This window comes from Microbacterium sp. AC035, assembly GCF_979258485.1.
Window position 1 is genome coordinate 1236184 of the sequence record NZ_OZ409858.1, and the last position, 16360, is coordinate 1252543.

Consider the following 16360-nt stretch of genomic DNA (forward strand, 5'->3'; position numbering starts at 1 on the left):
CGCCGGATCGCGGCGCAAACCTCCAGCCTACTCTGACGGAGGCTCCTGCTATTCCCTGCCGAGGTCCCGATGACGCACGTTGACCGCCACTCCCGGCACGGACGCGAGGCGACGAGCAAGCTCTTCCACCATGGCGACGGAGCGGTGCTTGCCGCCGGTACAGCCGATCGCGATCGTCGAGTGGCTCTTGTTCTCGCGCTGATACCCCTCGAGGACCGGGGCGAGCGCGGCGGTATAGGCGTCGAGGAACTCTGCGGCGCCTTCACGGGACAGCACGTAGTCTCTGACCGGCTCGTCTTTGCCGGTGAGTCCGCGCAGTTCTTCGTTCCAGAACGGGTTCGGGAGGAAACGCATGTCGGCGACGAGGTCGACATCCGTCGGCAATCCGTACTTGAACCCGAAGCTCATGAGCGTCACCCGATGCCGCGCCGCGCCCTCCTCGGAGAAGAGGTCCGACACCTGGGTGGCGAGCTGGTGGATGTTGAGCGCGGAGGTGTCGACCACGAGGTCGGCCGACTCGCGGATCGGCGCGAGTCGGAGGCGCTCGATCCGGATGCCGTCGAGCAACGTGCCGTCGCCCTGGAGCGGATGCGGCCTGCGCACCGACTCGAACCGCCGAACGAGCACATCGTCCGACGCATCCAGGAACAGCACGCGCACGGATCCGCGTGATCTCAGCGCCCTCGCCACGCCGGGGAAGTCGTCGAAGAGATTGCGACCTCGCACGTCGACCACCGCTGCGACCTTCGGCAGGGCATCGCCGCCCATGTCCGTGAGGTCGAGAAGCGGACGCAGGATCTGCGGCGGCAGGTTGTCGACGACGTACCAGCCGAGGTCCTCGAGTGCGTTGGCGACCGTCGTGCGCCCCGCGCCCGACATGCCCGTGACGATGAGGAACTCGCCTTTGTCCCCGTCAGTCATGGTTACTCCCTCTCCCCCGCTCGTCCCAGCCTAGCGAGTGGAGAGATGCGTATGGATGTTCTGAGCGAGCACGGGTCCGATCCCCTGCACCTCTTGGATCGCCTCAGGAGGAGCTGAGCGGAGCGCGGTGACGGAACCGAAGTGCTTGAGAAGGACCTTGATGCGCGACGCACCGAGCCCCGGCACCTCGGCGAGGATCGACGTGATGTCGTTTCGGCGGCGCTTGCGCTGGTGCGTGATCGCGAATCGGTGCGCTTCGTCTCTCAGACGCTGAAGCAGATAGAGCGACTCGCTGGTGCGCGGCAGGATCACCGGGAAGTCATCGCCGGGGAGCCAGATCTCCTCGAGTCTCTTCGCGATGCCGCACACCGCGATCTCGGTGTGACCCGCATCTCGGAGGGCGCGCGCGGCCGCCTCGACCTGCGGCTGCCCGCCGTCGACCAGCAGCAGCTGCGGCGGGTAGGCGAAGCGGGGCTTGCGCTTGACCTCGACGACGACCTCCTCGAGGTCGTCTCCCGACTCTTCGGGAACCGCCACGGCCGCTGCGAGCTCTTCGACCTCCTCGGGGCGATCGAGGTACGCCAGACGACGACGCAGCACCTGGTACATCGAGTCGGTGTCGTCTGTGGTCTCTGCGATGTTGAACGAACGGTACTGGTCTTTTCGCGGCAGCCCGTCTTCGAAGACCACCATCGATGCGACCACGTTCGTGCCGCCGAGATGCGAGATGTCGAAGCACTCGATGCGCAGTGGCGCCTCCGACATCCCGAGCGCCTCCTGCAGGTCGGTCAGAGCCTGCGTGCGCGCGATGTAGTCGCTCGTACGACGGGTCTTGTAGCGGATCAACGACTGCTGCGCGTTGAGTGTCGCGGTGCGCATGAGATCGGCGCGCTGACCGCGCTGAGCGACGGCGATCTCTACCTTCCTGCCTCGCCGCTCACGGAGCCACACCTCGAGCTCGGCTGCGTCGTCGGGCAGCGTCGGCACGATGATGCGGCGCGGCACATCCTGGGCATCTCCGTACGCGCGCTGCAGCACCTGATCGACCAGGTCGGCGGTCGAGATGTCGATCTCCTTCTCGATCGTCATCGCGCGGACGCCGCGTACGCGTCCGCCGCGGATCACGAAGTGCTGCACGGCCGCGGCGAGCTCGTCCTCCGCGATTCCGAACAGGTCGGCATCCTCATCGGTCGCGAGCACCAGCGCGCTCTTGCCGAGCACCGCCTCGATCGCGGTGAGCTTGTCACGGAATCTGGCGGCGGCCTCGTAGTCCATCGCGGCGGAGGCAGCCAGCATCCGCTTCGTCAGCTCTCGGGTGAAGCGCTCGTCGCCGCCGGCCATGAACGCGACGAAGTCGTCGACCATGGCACGATGCTCCTCGATGGTGACCGTCATCGAACACGGTCCGCCGCACTTGCCGATCTGTCCGGGGAAGCACGGTCTCCCCGTCTGCATCGCGCGCTTGTAGCTGGAGTCGCTGCAGGTGCGGATGGGGAACGCCTTCACCATCAGGTCGATCGTCTCGTGAACCGCCCAGACCTTCGGGTAGGGACCGAAGTAGCGTGCACCCGGGATCTTGTGGTTGCGGGTGACGATCACTCGCGGCGCCTCATCGCCCAGGGTCACGGCCATGAACGGGTAGGACTTGTCATCCTTGTACCGGACGTTGAACGGCGGATCGAACTCCTTGATCCACATGTACTCGAGCTGCAACGAGTCCACGTCGGTCGAGACGACGGTCCATTCGACGGAAGACGCCGTGGTGACCATGCGTCTGGTGCGTTCGTGGAGAGTGCGCAACGGCGCGAAGTAGTTCGACAGACGTTGACGCAGGTTCTTCGCCTTGCCGACGTAGAGCACGCGTCCATCGGCGTCGCGGAATCGGTACACGCCGGGGTTGGTGGGGATCTCACCAACCCGCGGCTTGTACGGCAGGACGTCGGCCATCAGCTGGCCTTCCGCGCGGAGCGCCCCTCACCCAGGATCTCGGCGAGGAACTGGCCCGTGTGGCTGTCCTCGACTCGCGCGATCTGCTCGGGGGTTCCCGTGGCCAGGATCTCACCACCGCCGGACCCACCCTCCGGTCCGAGGTCGATCACCCAGTCGGCGGACTTGATCACATCGAGGTTGTGCTCGATGACGATCACCGTGTTGCCCTTGTCGACGAGTCCGTTCAGCACCTCGAGGAGCTTGCGCACGTCTTCGAAGTGCAACCCCGTGGTCGGCTCGTCGAGCACGTAGATGCTGCGGCCGTTGCTGCGGCGCTGAAGCTCGGTGGCGAGCTTGACGCGCTGCGCCTCGCCGCCGGACAGGGTGGTAGCCGACTGACCGAGACGCACGTAGCCGAGGCCCACGTCGACGAGCGTCTTCATGTAGCGGTGGATCGCCTGGATGGGCTCGAAGAACTCCGCCGCCTCGGCGATCGGCATCTCGAGGACCTCGGCGATGTTCTTGCCCTTGTAGTGCACCGACAGCGTGTCGCGGTTGTAGCGCTTGCCGTGGCAGACCTCGCAGTCGACGTACACGTCCGGGAGGAAGTTCATCTCGATCTTGATCGTGCCGTCGCCCGAGCATGCCTCGCAGCGACCGCCCTTGACGTTGAAGCTGAAGCGTCCCGGCTGGTAACCGCGGACCTTGGCCTCCGGCGTCTCGCTGAAGAGCGAGCGGATGCGGTCGAAGACGCCGGTGTAGGTGGCCGGGTTCGAGCGCGGCGTGCGGCCGATCGGCGCCTGATCGACGTGCACGACCTTGTCGAGATTGTCGAGTCCCGAGACGCGGGTGTGCTTTCCGGGGACCGTGCGGGCCCCGTTGAGCCGCGAGGCGAGCACCTGGTACAGGATGTCGTTGACCAGCGACGACTTGCCCGAGCCGGACACCCCGGTGACCGCCGTCAGAACACCCAGCGGGAAGTTCACGCTGACGTTCTTCAGATTGTTCTCGCGGGCTCCGACGACGCTGAGCATCCGCTTCTTGTCGAGCTTGCGGCGCTTGGCAGGGGTGGGGATCTCGCGACGACCGGAGAGGTACTGTCCCGTCATCGAATTCGGCTCGTTCAGGAGTGCCGAGTACGAGCCGGAATGCACGACCTCGCCACCGTTCACCCCCGCGCCCGGCCCGATGTCGACGACCCAGTCGGCCGATTCGATGGTCTCTTCGTCATGCTCGACGACGATCAGCGTGTTGCCGAGGTCGCGGAGCTTCAGAAGAGTGTCGATCAGCCGGCGGTTGTCGCGCTGGTGCAGACCGATCGAAGGCTCGTCGAGCACATAGAGCACACCGGTGAGACCGGAGCCGATCTGCGTGGCGAGGCGGATGCGCTGTGCTTCGCCGCCCGAGAGCGATCCGGCTGAGCGGCTGAGGTTGAGATAGGAGAGCCCGACCTGCAGCAGGAAGTCGAGCCGCAGACGGATCTCGCGCAGCACCTGGGCCGCGATCTTCGCCTCGCGATCGGTGAGAGTGAGCGTCTCCATGAACGAGCGCGCGTCGGCGAGACTCAGGTGGGACACCTCGGCGATCGAGTGGCCGTGCACCTGCACCGCGAGCACCTCGGGCTTGAGCCGGTTGCCGTCGCACACAGGACACGGGACCTCGCGGAGGTACTCGCCCCACCGCGAGCGCTGCGTGTCGGACTCGGCCTGCGCGTACTGACGCTCGATGTAGGGCACCACGCCCTCGAAGCCGGATGCGTAGCGCATCTCGCGTCCGTACCGATTCTTGAACTTGACCGTGACCTTGTAGTTGTCGCCCCGAAGGATCGCATCCTGCACGTCGACCCTGAGGTCCTGCCACGGAGTGTCGAGCGAGAACTTGAGGTCGTCGGCCAGCCCCTCCAGCAGTCGCTCGTAGTACTGGAAGAGCCCCTTGCCCTGGGTGGTCCAGGGCACGATGGCACCCTCGCGGATGGAGAGCTCCTCGTCGCCGAGCATGAGGTCGATGTCCACGGACATGCGCGTGCCGAGACCCGAGCAGGCGGGGCAGGCGCCGAACGGCGCGTTGAACGAGAAGGTGCGTGGCTCGATCTCGGTGAGGGACAGAGCATGCCCATTCGGGCAGGCGAGCTTCTCGGAGAACGACTGCCAGGCGTCGTCACCCTCTTCATCGACGAAGTTCACCTGCACGACTCCGCCGGCGAGTCCCAGTGCGGTCTCGACCGAGTCGGTGACACGACCGAGGATGTCATCAGCCGCGACCAGACGGTCGACGACCACCGCGATGTCGTGCTTGTAGCTCTTCTTGAGCGTCGGGGGCTCGGCGAGCTGGATCAGGTCGCCGTCGACGATCGCACGGGAGTATCCCTTGGCGCCCAGTTCGCGGAACAGATCGACGAACTCGCCCTTCTTCTGGGAGACGATGGGCGCGACGATCTGGTAGCGCGTGCGCTCGGGCAGCTCCATGAGCTGGTCGGCGATCTGCTGCACGGTCTGTCGCTGGATCCGCTCACCGCACTCGGGGCAGTGCGGGATGCCGATGCGCGCCCAGAGCAGGCGCATGTAGTCGTAGATCTCGGTGATCGTTCCGACCGTCGACCGCGGGTTGCGGTTGGTCGACTTCTGGTCGATCGACACCGCGGGGCTGAGCCCCTCGATGAAGTCGACGTCTGGTCGGTCGACCTGGCCGAGGAACTGGCGCGCGTAGGCGCTCAGCGACTCGACGTAGCGACGCTGCCCTTCGGCGAAGATCGTGTCGAACGCGAGACTGGACTTTCCCGATCCGGACAGGCCGGTGAACACGACGAGCGAGTCGCGTGGGATGTCGATGTCGACGTTCTTGAGATTGTGGACGCGGGCACCGCGCACACTGAGTTTTCCTGGGGTTGCAACCGGGACGATAGGCACTGATCAAGTCTACGAGGGGCTACCGACATTGGCTCCGTGAGGGCTCACAGACAAGGCGAACGCCCTCACGATGCGCGACGATTCGCGCGCACGAGGAGGGTGACGGCGAGCGTGACGACGGCTGCCGCTCCTGCGACGACGGCCCACGCCACGGTCGGCGGCGATCCCTGCGCGGAGGCCGCGACGAGGAGCATGATCGCGACGGTCGCCGGCTGGGCGATCGCCTGGACGGCGAGCAGCCGCAGCGCACTGGGCCGGAGGGCGGCGATCACCACGCGGGAACCCGCAGGGATCACGAGAGACAGCGACGTCAGCACGTGGATCAGCTGCACGACGAGCACCGCGAGCATCGCGCGCCCCAGATCGGGCTCCGAGATCAGCATCCCGACCACGAAGCATCCGACGGACCCCCACGCCGCGAACGTCTGCGGAACAGCCGCGGCGACGACCGCGAGCACGATCGCGGCGATCTGCCACCCGATCAGCGGACACAGCACGGCGGAGCCGACCGCGACGACGACCACCAGCGCGCCTCGCACGACGAGCCAGGAGACGGCCGGACCGGTCTGCAGCGAGTCGTTCGCCCTCATCGGCGCGCCCTCGATATCGCGAGCAGCGCCGATGACGGATCAACGGCCCAGGAGACCACGTCGACTCCTGCACCGTGCAGATCGGCGAACACGTTCTCCCTCTCGGCGAGGACGGTACGGAGCCCGATGAGCTGCGCGCGCGTGAGGCGCGTACGGTCGAGCGGTGGGAGCACGTCGACCGCCACGACCCTGTGACCGCTCGCCCTCCACATCAGCGCCGTCCGTGCCGCCGCGCCCTCGAAGAAGGTCGACAGCACGAACACGACGGATCCATGCGGGACAGGAGGCGTCCGACGGAAGGTCGCATCGTCTCGTGCCTGACCGGTCGACGCGATGGCCGCCACCACGCGGGAGAGGTGCCTCGATCCGCTGCCGCTGCGCAGCGATCGCCCTCCGTGCACGAGCACATGCAGCGCGACGCGGTCGCCCCCGCCGATGGCCGAGTCCGCGATCGCTCGCGCGGCCTCCCGCGCGAGGTCGAGCGACGTCACGCCGCTGCGTTCGAAGTCGTCGCTCCCCCACGACGAGACCACCTCGCCGAGATCCTCTGAGGTGTCCATCGCGATCACGACAGAGGAGTCGCTGAGGGTGTTGGTGCGACGCACCAGGAGATCCCCTGGCCTGCGGGCCATCCGCGCCGTCGCCCGCCAGTCCACGCGGCGGAGCTCGTCTCCGGGGGCGAAGGCATGGATGTCCCTGAAGTCACCGCCCTGGCCCTGACGGCGACCCTCGTGGGAGCCGTGCGACCCGATCAGTCGTCGAGGCAGCGGCAGAGCATCGAGTGCGCGACGGGGCGGCGCCACCTGGCGTCCGGCAGCGACGACCTCCGACGTCGTCGAGAGCGCTGCTCCCTCGAACGAGAACCCTCTCGCCGCCACTTGGACGGGAATCGCCGGCCCGGAGTGCAGGACCCTGCTGCATGCAGTCACGGATGAACCACCACCGGGCATGATCACGTGTCTGACGCGACGTTGCGACTGCACGATCGCCATCTCGACGGCTTCCGCATCGCTCTCGACGGTGATCGAGGTGAGCAGCTCGCCGTCCGGTCCCGGCAGCGCCTCGATCGTGATGCCAACCTCGCCTCCGGCGGCGCCGCGCGCGATCGCGAACACGCTCCAGACGGCGAGGGGCAGGCCCATGGCCACGACGTCGGGACGGGCCGACAGGAGGCCGACCACGGCGAGGAGGACGGCGCCGCCGATCGCCACGGACAGCGACGGCCCGCGACGCCCTGCGACGCGAGCATCCGTCATCCGATCGCCCCGACGGTCGGCGGCACCGCCACCTGACCGACGACCGCACGAACCACATCGCCCGCGGAGGCCCCCTGAGCCCACGCCTGCGGGGTGAGGGTGAGCCGATGGGCCAGCACCGGCACCGCGATCCGCTTGATGTCGTCCGGGCGCACGAAGTCGCGGCCGTCCAGCGCCGCCAGTGCTCGTCCGAGCAGCAGCAGGCCGAGTGACCCCCGTGGCGACGCTCCGACCTCGACGTTCGGCGCGTTCCGCGTGGCGCGGGTGATCTCGACGCAGTATCGGGCGATGTCCTGATCGACGTGGATAGCCTCGACCGCGTCCTGCAGATCGACGAGCTGAGCCGCGTCGATCACGGGGGCGACGTGGGTCGCCTCCTGTCGTCTGCTCACCCGCCTCTCGAGGATCCGCGCCTCGCCCTCCGCCTCGGGATAGCCGACGGAGAGCCGCACCATGAATCTGTCGAGCTGCGCCTCGGGAAGCGCGTAGGTGCCTTCGTACTCGATCGGATTCGACGTCGCGATCACATGGAACGGCGCTGGCAACGCGAAGCTGTTGCCCTCGACCGTCACCTGTCGCTCCGCCATCGCCTCGAGCATCGCGGACTGGGTCTTCGGCGTGGTCCTGTTGATCTCGTCGGCGAGCAGCAGACCGGTGAAGATCGGCCCTGGCCGGAAGACGAAGTCTCCCGAGTCCGGTGCGTACACGTACGATCCGGTCACGTCGCCCGGGAGCATGTCGGGGGTGCACTGCAACCGTCGGAACGACAGCCCCAGGGCGGAGGCGAGACTGCGCGCGGCGAGGGTCTTGCCCAGTCCGGGCACGTCCTCGAACAGCACGTGGCCTCCCGCGAGGATCGTCGCGAGCGCTATCTCGACGGGGTCGTCCATGCCCACCACGACGGTCCTCACCGCGTCGAGGATCCTGGCTCCGGTCTCGGCGATCTCTGCGGGGCTCGTCATGTCATCTCCTTGATCGACGGAACAGCGAGGGCTGCCCCGGGCCGGTGGCCGGGGCGTGCGGCGCGAGCGACAGCTCGCCGGGGTTTGTGGGGCTCAATCGATCGACGGCATCCAGGGCCCGTTCGATGTCGATGATCGTCGGGGCGGGCCCGGTCAGCCGATCCCAGAGCTCGGCTCCGATCGCCGCGCTGAGACGCGCCCTGTCCTCAGAGTCATCCGGATCGATCCCCTGGCGCAGCAGACGATGGCGCAGGATCCCGGTGACGCGGCGCGTGATCTGCTGGCCGGCGATCCCCGTGTGGGTATTCAGGGCCCACGCCATGCGGGAGATCTCGGTCGGGCGGCGATCGGGTTCCGTCGCTATTCGCGGGGCGTCGAAGCCCGGCTCGAGCGGCATCACGAGTTGTCCGAGCAGCCCGACCGCACAGATCAGCAGGCTCCACCCGATCACGAACGGCCAGGCGAAGCCGAATCCGAAGAGGGCGAGAGCTGCGACGGCTGCCGCGCCGATCGCGAGGAGTGTTCTCCGCACACTCATCGCCACACCCCTTCGATGCGCCGCAGGGCCTGTCGGGCCGAGGCCCGATCGCCCTCATCGGCCACCCGCGTTCCGAAGCGGACGCTCTCGTAGAGGCGCAGCAGTGCCGCAGCTTCGTCGGCGACACCCGGGCGCAGAGTGATGATCCGCACCGCGAATTCCCCCGGAGTCTCACTCGCCGCCCGCCTGACCCCCGCGTCCGCGGCGCTCTCCTCGAGCCCTATCCACGCCGCGATGATCGCATCCGATGCGGTGACACGCTCATCGATCGTCTGCAGCGCGCCTGCGATCCCTCGTTGCATCACCCCTACCGCGATGTCGGCCGACGGCGTCGACGCGAGCTGGTCGACCTCGGATGCGACGAGCGATGCGTCGCGGCGCCGGAGCGGGCGCTCGCGCCAGGCTCGGAGCGCGGCTCTCACGATGACCACCATGAGCGCGATGATCCCGGCCGCCACCAGCACCATCAGGATCATCGTGAGAATCTGCGCGACCACAGCGCTGGTGGAGTCGACCTCCACCGGCTCGGGCAGCCCCGTCCCACCCGGCTCCGCAGTGGGCAGCGGCTCGGCGGTTCCCGCAGGAATCGGCGCGGCGGGGCGGAACGTCGGCCGCCCCTCGATCGCTGCCGCGATCATGACCACGACGAAGAGGGACACGACGACGGACGGCAGGATCACCCGGTCGACACTCCGGCGCGCAGGACGCGTCTGGTGTTCGATCGGCATGCCCACACCCTATGACGCGGTCACTCGGGCGCTGAACGGCGCCCCGCGAACGCCGACAACCCGTCGCGCAGTGTCGCGATCTGCTGCAGGTCCATCCCCACTGCGGCCATCACCTGGCGAGGCACGTCGAGGGCTCGGTCACGCAGGGCCCGTCCGGCGTCCGTGAGCGTGATGTCGAGACGGCGCTCGTCCTCGACGCTGCGCTGCCGCGCCACCAGACCGTCTGCCTCCAGCCGCTTCACGAGCGGTGATGCCGTAGCGGGCTCGAGCGCGAGATCGGCCGCGAGGTCGTTCAGTGGGCGTGGAGCACGTTCCCAGAGCGCCAGCATCACGAGATACTGCGGATGCGTGAGCCCGAGGGGATCGAGGATCGGCCTGTAGATCGCCACGACGTTGCGTGCTGCTGTCACCAGAGCGAAGCAGAGCTGGTTGTCGAGCTTGAGCAGGTCATCCGATGCGGTCACGGATTCGAATATACATTGACACTAATAGTTAGTACACTAAGCAACATGGCCAGTTCTGATGATCGTCCTCCGCTCCGCACTCGGATCCGCGAGGCCGGCGGTCTGTACGCCTGGTTCAACTCGAATCTGATCCGCTTCGCCGGCCCCGCCTCGGTCGGACCCTACGAGAAGACTCCCCCGCCGAGCCCGTCCGAACGCGCCGAGCGCGCCTGTCCGCTGTGCGGATCGCCGATGAGCGAGCACGAGATCGACCGGTCGGGCCCGAAGACTCTCGTCCACTGCCCCTGAAGCCGCTTTCAGCCGTCTCGCTGCGCGTCCTCACGCGCGATGTCGAGCCAGGCTGCGAGATCATCGTCACCGACGAGCGCGCTCGGCGACACGTCGAGCCAGCCTGTCCCCATCGTCCGCGGACCCATGATCGCAGTGGCGACCCCTTGCCGGGTGATCAGCGAGGCGCCGTGCTCCTCATCGACGCGAACGAGCAGCACTCCGCCAGTGCGCGCTCCGACGAGGATGTGACCACCGAGAAGGAACGCGCGCGTGCCGAACATCCGCTTCTCCTCGACGTTCCCATCGAGCGTGAGGAGCGCTCTCACGCGGTCGGCGAGCTCTTCTCCTGCTGCATCCATCCTCGTCACTCCTGTGTCGTCAGGCGTGGCCGGCCTTCTCCATCGCGCGCAGTTCCTTCTTCATGTCCTGCACCTCGTCACGCAGTCGTCCGGCGAGTTCGAACTTGAGTTCTGCGGCCGCTGCGAGCATCTGATCGGAGAGGTCCTGGATCACAGCTTCGAGCTGCTGAGCCCCCTCGGCCGCGATCCCCGTGCGCCGCAGGTTAGGAGTCGGCGACTTCCCCTTGCCGGTCGCGCGTCCGCGGCCGGACATCATCGCGGCGGTGTCCGCGCCTTCACGCGCGAGCACCTCGGTGATGTCGGCGATCCGCTTGCGCAGCGGCTGCGGGTCGATCCCGTGCTCGAGGTTGTAGGCGACCTGCTTCTCACGACGTCGATCGGTCTCTTCGATCGCTTTGGCCATCGAGTCGGTGATCCTGTCGGCGTACATGTGCACTTCACCGGACACGTTGCGCGCCGCGCGGCCGATCGTCTGGATGAGCGACGTGCCCGATCGCAGGAAGCCCTCCTTGTCGGCGTCGAGGATCGCGACCAGCGACACTTCGGGCAGGTCGAGTCCTTCACGCAGCAGGTTGATTCCCACCAGGACGTCGTAGACGCCCGCCCTCAGCTCGCTGAGCAGCTCGACTCGTCGCAGCGTGTCGACGTCTGAGTGGAGGTACCGCACGCGCACGCCGTGCTCACCGAGGAAGTCGGTGAGCTCTTCTGACATCTTCTTGGTGAGCGTCGTCACGAGCACCCGCTCGTCACGCCCGACACGCAGCCTGATCTCTTCGAGGAGGTCGTCGATCTGCCCCTTCGACGGCTTCACAATGATGTGCGGGTCGACCAGACCCGTCGGGCGGATGATCTGCTCCACCACGCCGTCGGCGATGCCCATCTCGTATTTGCCGGGCGTCGCCGACAGGTAGACGGTCTGCCCGATCCGGTTCTTGAACTCATCCCACCTCAGCGGCCGGTTGTCCATCGCACTCGGCAGGCGGAAGCCGTGGTCGACGAGTGTGCGCTTGCGGGAGGCGTCGCCCTCGTACATCGCGCCGATCTGGGGCACCGTGACGTGCGACTCGTCGATCACGAGCATGAAGTCGTCGGGGAAGAAGTCGAGCAGCGTGTGCGGCGGCTCGCCCGGCTGACGCCCGTCCATGTGCCGGGAGTAGTTCTCGATTCCCGAGCAGAAGCCGAGCTGCTGCAGCATCTCGAGGTCGAAGGTCGTGCGCATCCTCAGCCGCTGGGCCTCGAGCAGCTTGCCCTGACGCTCGAACTCCTTGAGCCGCTCCTCGAGTTCGTGCTCGATCGTTCCGATGGAACGCTGGATCACGTCGGTGCCCGCCACATAGTGCGAGGCGGGGAAGATCGGCACGGAGTCGAGCTTCTCGATGACCTCTCCGGTGAGCGGATGCAGCGAGTAGAGCGCTTCGATCTCGTCGCCGAACAGCTCGATGCGGATCGCGTGCTCCTCGTACACGGGGATGATCTCGATGGTGTCGCCCCGCACGCGGAAGTTGCCTCGTGAGAAGTCGACGTCGTTGCGGTTGTACTGCATCGAGATGAACTGGCGGATGAGCGCGTCCCGGTCGTACCGCTCCCCCACCTGGAGCGCGACCATCGCTCTGAGGTACTCCTCCGGTGCTCCGAGGCCGTAGATGCACGACACGGTGGAGACCACGATCACGTCTCTTCGACTCAGCAGCGAGTTGGTGGTCGAGTGGCGCAGCCGTTCGACCTCCGAGTTGATCGACGAGTCCTTCTCGATGAAGGTGTCGGTCTGCGGCACGTACGCCTCAGGCTGGTAGTAGTCGTAGTACGAGACGAAGTACTCGACTGCGTTGTTCGGCATCAGCTCGCGGAACTCGTTGGCGAGCTGCGCGGCGAGAGTCTTGTTGTGCGCGAGGACGAGCGTCGGACGCTGCACCTGCTCCACGAGCCAGGCGGTGGTCGCGGACTTTCCCGTACCCGTCGCTCCGAGCAGGACGATGTCGGTCTCACCGGCGTTGATGCGCGATGCGAGCTCGGCGATGGCCTTGGGCTGGTCGCCGGCGGGCGCGTACTCGCTGATGACCTCGAAAGGACGGACGCTGCGCGTGGGTTGCATACCTCCAGCGTATGCCGGGCCACCGACATCGGGGCCACGAGGGGCGTCGGCCTAGAGTGGGGGCGTGATCGAGTTCCTCATCGGCACCAGCCTCGCCGCTTCCGCCGGCCTCAATGCCTGGATGCCGCTGTTCCTGCTCGGGCTCGCCGACCGGCTGCTTCCCGCCGTCGTGCTGCCTTCGTCGTGGTCGTGGCTCTCGAGCGATCTCGCACTCTGGATCCTCGGGGGGCTCCTGCTGCTGGAGATCGTGGCCGACAAGATCCCGGCGCTCGACTCAGTGAACGACGTGATCCAGAGCATTCTGCGTCCGGCATCCGGAGGCATCGCGTTCGGTGCGGGCTCCGGAGCACAGACGATCGCGGTCGACGACCCTGCCGCGTTCTTCACCGACAACACCTGGGTGCCGGTGGTCGTGGGCATCGCGATCGCCCTGGGCGTGCACATCGTGAAGGCCACGGCGCGCGTCGCCGCCAACACCGTGACCGGAGGCCTTGCGGCTCCCGTCCTGAGCACCGCCGAGGACGGCGCGTCGTTCATGCTCGCCGCCACGGCGATCATCATCCCCTTCGTGGCGGCCCTGCTGCTGGTGGCGCTCGTCGTCGTCGTGGTGGTGGGCCTGCGCCGCTTGGCGCACAGGCGTCGAGAGGGCGGTTCCGGTCAGTCGGGCGAGCGCGTCCACACATAGGGGGTGGTCGTCGACACCTTGACGAGCCCTGCGCGCTCGAGGATCGGCCGCGAGAACTCGGTGCAGTCCGACTGCAGATACGACTTGCCGAGGGCGAGGGCGGATCGCGCGCGCTGGGCCGTCAGCGCTCGGTAGATCCCCCGACCCCGCCATTCAGTCAACGTCGCTCCGCCCCACAGGCCGGCGAAGCTGGTGCCTGCCACGGGCTCCAGCCGCCCGGCGCTGACCACCCGGCCGCCGGCCACGGCGGTCCAGAGCTCCACGGAGTCGTCCTGCCGGATGCGCTGGAGCGTCGTCTCGACGCGCACGCGCCACCGCGGGTCGCCGAAGACCCTGCCCTGCATCTCCTCCATCGCGAACACCTCGGCGTCGGTGCGCGCGCGCCGAAGCTCCACCTCGGAGGGAAGATCCACGGGCTGGGCGAGCAGAGCCGCCTCGCCGATCATCACCGACTCCACCTCCTCCGGAACGAACCCCCGGCTCTCCAGAGCTGGGCCGAGGCCTGGCGCTCGATCATGCCCTCGCGTCTTCCACTCGATCGAATCGATGCCGCTCAGGTTCACGAAGTGTGCAAGCGCGACATCCACGAGCGTCTCGATGCCGCGAGCGTCGAAGCCGTCGAGGTCGGCATAAGACACGAACCCGCGCTCGCCGGGGAAGACGGCGAGTCGCAGGGGCCCGTGCGCCGCCACGCTGAGCGCGTGGGTGACCTCGGCATCCGTGCGCAGCTCCCGGTCGTAGGCTGCGAGATGGGTCATGCGCATGACGGCGCTCCTCCCGGTCGACGGCGACAGCGGATCCCGGTGACGAGCCGCCGCTTCGCGATCATACGCGTCCGGTCGGTGACAGCCGCAGGACGCGTGCCGCCAGCGCCGCGGACACCGCGCACATCGCCGCGATCGCCGCCACGAACCACGCCCAGTCAGCTGCGCCGAACACGGTCCCCAGGGCCCAGCCGAAGAGGCTCGACCCCGCGTAGTAGCCGAAGTAGTAGAGCGACGACGCCTGCGCCCTGGTCTCGGGTGCGGCCGCGATGGGAGCCCACCCCGAGGCGACGGCATGCGCGCCGAAGAATCCGCCGGTGAAGATCAGCAGCCCGAGGATCACCACGATGAGCACCTCGCTGAGCAGGGCGAGGGCACCGAGGCCCATCACTGCGATCGAGCACAGCAGCACCGGATACCGACCGAAGCGGGATGCGAGCGCACCTGCCGTCGGTGACGAGACGGTGCCTGCGAGGTAGGCCAGGAACAGCAGCGTGACCAACCACCCCGGAAGGGCGAACGGCGCGTCGATCAGGTGGAACCCGAGGTAGTTGTAGACCGCGACGAACGCCCCCATGAGAAGAAAGCCCTGCATGTAGAGCGCGAGCTGCGGCGCTGAGCGGAGCGGCATCGCCAGGCGCGCGAGCATTCCCGGCCGCGCATCGTCGCGAAAGCGACCGGGCACGAACCCTCGAGCCTTCGGAGTGAGCCAGAGGAAGAGCACGGCTGCCGCCGCGCACACCCCGGCGACGGTCCAGATGCCCGCACGCCATCCCCACGGCTCGCCCACCAGTCCTGACAGAACACGACCGAGCAGGCCGCCCACGGTCGTCCCGGCTATATAGCTCCCCGCCGCAGTCGCCGCATCGCGTGCGCTCACCTCCTCGCTGAGATACGCGAGCGCGACCGCGGGTACGGCTCCCAGCGCCACGCCCTCCAGCAGACGCAGCGCCAACAGCATCTCCATGCCCGAGCTCAGCGGCGCGAGAAGTCCCAGAGCGGTCGCCGTGAGGATGCCGATCCCCATCGCGGGCACACGTCCGATGCGATCGGCGACCATCGACCACGGAATGACGGCTGCGGCCAGGCCGAGCGTCGCAGCCGACACCGCGAGTGCCGCGGTGGCCGGAGAGATCCCGAGATCCGAGGACAGCTGCGGCAGAACCGCCTGCGGCGAATACAGCTGCGCGAACGTCGCGATGCCGGCGAAGAAGAGCCCGACGATGAGACGCCGATAGGCGGGAGAGCCAGGTGTGTGACCGGTGAAGGTCACGACGATCTGATCCGCTCCCACAGCGCCTCGGTCTGCTGGATCGTCTGCTCGAGAGAACCGGAGGTGTCGATCGTCTCGTCGGCGATCGCGAGTCGACGCTCGTCCGACACCTGGGCGTCGATCCGCTCCTGAGCGGCCTGCTCCGTCATACCGCGCAGTTCGACGAGCCGCCGCCTGCGCTCGCCTGCAGGCGCATGGGCGACGACGATCAGATCCCACGGGTCATCGACGCGAGCCTCGACCAGCAGAGGGACGTCGTAGACGACGACTCCCTCGGGGTCGACGGCCGCGGCCGCTTCGAATCGCCGCTGCGATTCGGCACGGACCGCGGGGTGGACGATCGCGTTCAACCGGGCCAGCTGGTCGGGGTCGCCGAAGACCTTCGCGCCCAGCGCAGCGCGATCGAGTGCGCCGTCTGCGGCGATGACCTCAGGCCCGAAGGTCTCCTCGATCCGCGCCAGCACCGCCGAGCCGGGCGCCTGCACGTCGCGCACGATCTGGTCTGCGTCGACGATGACCGCTCCGAGCTCCGCGAGTCGTCGTGCGATGGTCGACTTGCCCGACGCGATACCGCCGGTGAGCGCGATGAGAGGCATCCCGCCAGTCTAGGCTCGGCGGCGAGC

General features: G+C 67.7%; 16 protein-coding genes. 2 read left to right on the top strand and 14 right to left on the bottom strand.

Annotated features, from left to right (window positions below):
• Nucleotides 1–48 precede the first annotated feature (48 nt).
• From rapZ to ACZ0AA_RS06075, 9 genes are all read right to left on the bottom strand, one after another.
• Entirely contained in the window at nt 49–921 is an 873-nt protein-coding gene (gene rapZ, locus ACZ0AA_RS06035) for an RNase adapter RapZ (protein ID WP_400859790.1), read from the bottom strand.
• 30 nt (nt 922–951) lie between these two features.
• Nucleotides 952–2868, bottom strand: a complete 1917-nt coding sequence (gene uvrC / locus ACZ0AA_RS06040; RefSeq protein ID WP_463512404.1) for an excinuclease ABC subunit UvrC — start codon at nt 2866–2868, stop codon at nt 952–954.
• Nucleotides 2868–5756 carry an excinuclease ABC subunit UvrA gene (uvrA, locus tag ACZ0AA_RS06045; RefSeq protein WP_400859787.1) on the bottom strand — a complete coding sequence of 963 codons (2889 nt, stop codon included), beginning with the start codon at nt 5754–5756 and terminating at the stop codon, nt 2868–2870. The genes uvrC and uvrA overlap by 1 nt, the downstream gene beginning before the upstream one ends.
• A gap of 65 nt (nt 5757–5821) precedes the next feature.
• Nucleotides 5822–6346 carry a hypothetical protein gene (locus ACZ0AA_RS06050; RefSeq protein ID WP_463512405.1) on the bottom strand — a complete coding sequence of 175 codons (525 nt, stop codon included), beginning with the start codon at nt 6344–6346 and terminating at the stop codon, nt 5822–5824.
• Nucleotides 6343–7602, bottom strand: a complete 1260-nt coding sequence (locus ACZ0AA_RS06055) for a DUF58 domain-containing protein (RefSeq protein ID WP_463512406.1) — start codon at nt 7600–7602, stop codon at nt 6343–6345. Before ACZ0AA_RS06055 ends, ACZ0AA_RS06050 begins: the two co-directional genes overlap by 4 nt.
• Complete coding sequence (locus tag ACZ0AA_RS06060) at nt 7599–8564, bottom strand: AAA family ATPase (RefSeq protein WP_463512407.1); 966 nt, start codon at nt 8562–8564, stop codon at nt 7599–7601. Before ACZ0AA_RS06060 ends, ACZ0AA_RS06055 begins: the two co-directional genes overlap by 4 nt.
• 1 nt (nt 8565) lies before the next feature.
• Nucleotides 8566–9102: a hypothetical protein gene (locus ACZ0AA_RS06065; protein ID WP_463512408.1), complete on the bottom strand. Its 537-nt coding sequence runs from the start codon at nt 9100–9102 to the stop codon at nt 8566–8568.
• A complete protein-coding gene (locus ACZ0AA_RS06070) occupies nt 9099–9830 on the bottom strand; it encodes a DUF4129 domain-containing protein (protein ID WP_463512409.1) in 732 nt (243 codons plus the stop codon). The genes ACZ0AA_RS06065 and ACZ0AA_RS06070 overlap by 4 nt, the downstream gene beginning before the upstream one ends.
• A gap of 20 nt (nt 9831–9850) precedes the next feature.
• Nucleotides 9851–10294: a MarR family winged helix-turn-helix transcriptional regulator gene (locus ACZ0AA_RS06075; protein WP_400859777.1), complete on the bottom strand. Its 444-nt coding sequence runs from the start codon at nt 10292–10294 to the stop codon at nt 9851–9853.
• A gap of 45 nt (nt 10295–10339) precedes the next feature.
• On the opposite strand from ACZ0AA_RS06075, the gene ACZ0AA_RS06080 reads away from it, so the two are divergent.
• Nucleotides 10340–10582: a hypothetical protein gene (locus ACZ0AA_RS06080; RefSeq protein WP_400859775.1), complete on the top strand. Its 243-nt coding sequence runs from the start codon at nt 10340–10342 to the stop codon at nt 10580–10582.
• 8 nt (nt 10583–10590) lie between these two features.
• On the opposite strand, the gene ACZ0AA_RS06085 is transcribed toward ACZ0AA_RS06080, so the two are convergent.
• Nucleotides 10591–10923, bottom strand: coding sequence for a TfoX/Sxy family protein (locus ACZ0AA_RS06085; protein WP_400859773.1), 333 nt, complete (start codon nt 10921–10923; stop codon nt 10591–10593).
• 19 nt (nt 10924–10942) lie between these two features.
• Entirely contained in the window at nt 10943–13015 is a 2073-nt protein-coding gene (gene uvrB, locus ACZ0AA_RS06090; RefSeq protein WP_400859771.1) for an excinuclease ABC subunit UvrB, read from the bottom strand.
• 64 nt (nt 13016–13079) lie between these two features.
• On the opposite strand from uvrB, the gene ACZ0AA_RS06095 reads away from it, so the two are divergent.
• Nucleotides 13080–13700 carry a DUF4126 domain-containing protein gene (locus ACZ0AA_RS06095; protein ID WP_463512410.1) on the top strand — a complete coding sequence of 207 codons (621 nt, stop codon included), beginning with the start codon at nt 13080–13082 and terminating at the stop codon, nt 13698–13700.
• On the opposite strand, the gene ACZ0AA_RS06100 is transcribed toward ACZ0AA_RS06095, so the two are convergent.
• From ACZ0AA_RS06100 to coaE, 3 genes are all read right to left on the bottom strand, one after another.
• Nucleotides 13673–14458: a GNAT family N-acetyltransferase gene (locus ACZ0AA_RS06100; protein WP_463512411.1), complete on the bottom strand. Its 786-nt coding sequence runs from the start codon at nt 14456–14458 to the stop codon at nt 13673–13675. The two genes, ACZ0AA_RS06095 and ACZ0AA_RS06100, sit on opposite strands and share 28 nt — an antisense overlap.
• Before the next feature lie 67 nt (nt 14459–14525).
• The gene (locus ACZ0AA_RS06105; RefSeq protein ID WP_463512412.1) at nt 14526–15758 is read right to left on the bottom strand and encodes an MFS transporter; all 1233 of its coding nucleotides are present in this window, start codon (nt 15756–15758) and stop codon (nt 14526–14528) included.
• On the bottom strand, nt 15734–16333 hold the full coding sequence (gene coaE / locus ACZ0AA_RS06110) for a dephospho-CoA kinase (RefSeq protein WP_463512413.1): 600 nt from the start codon (nt 16331–16333) through the stop codon (nt 15734–15736). The genes ACZ0AA_RS06105 and coaE overlap by 25 nt, the downstream gene beginning before the upstream one ends.
• Nucleotides 16334–16360 lie beyond the last annotated feature (27 nt).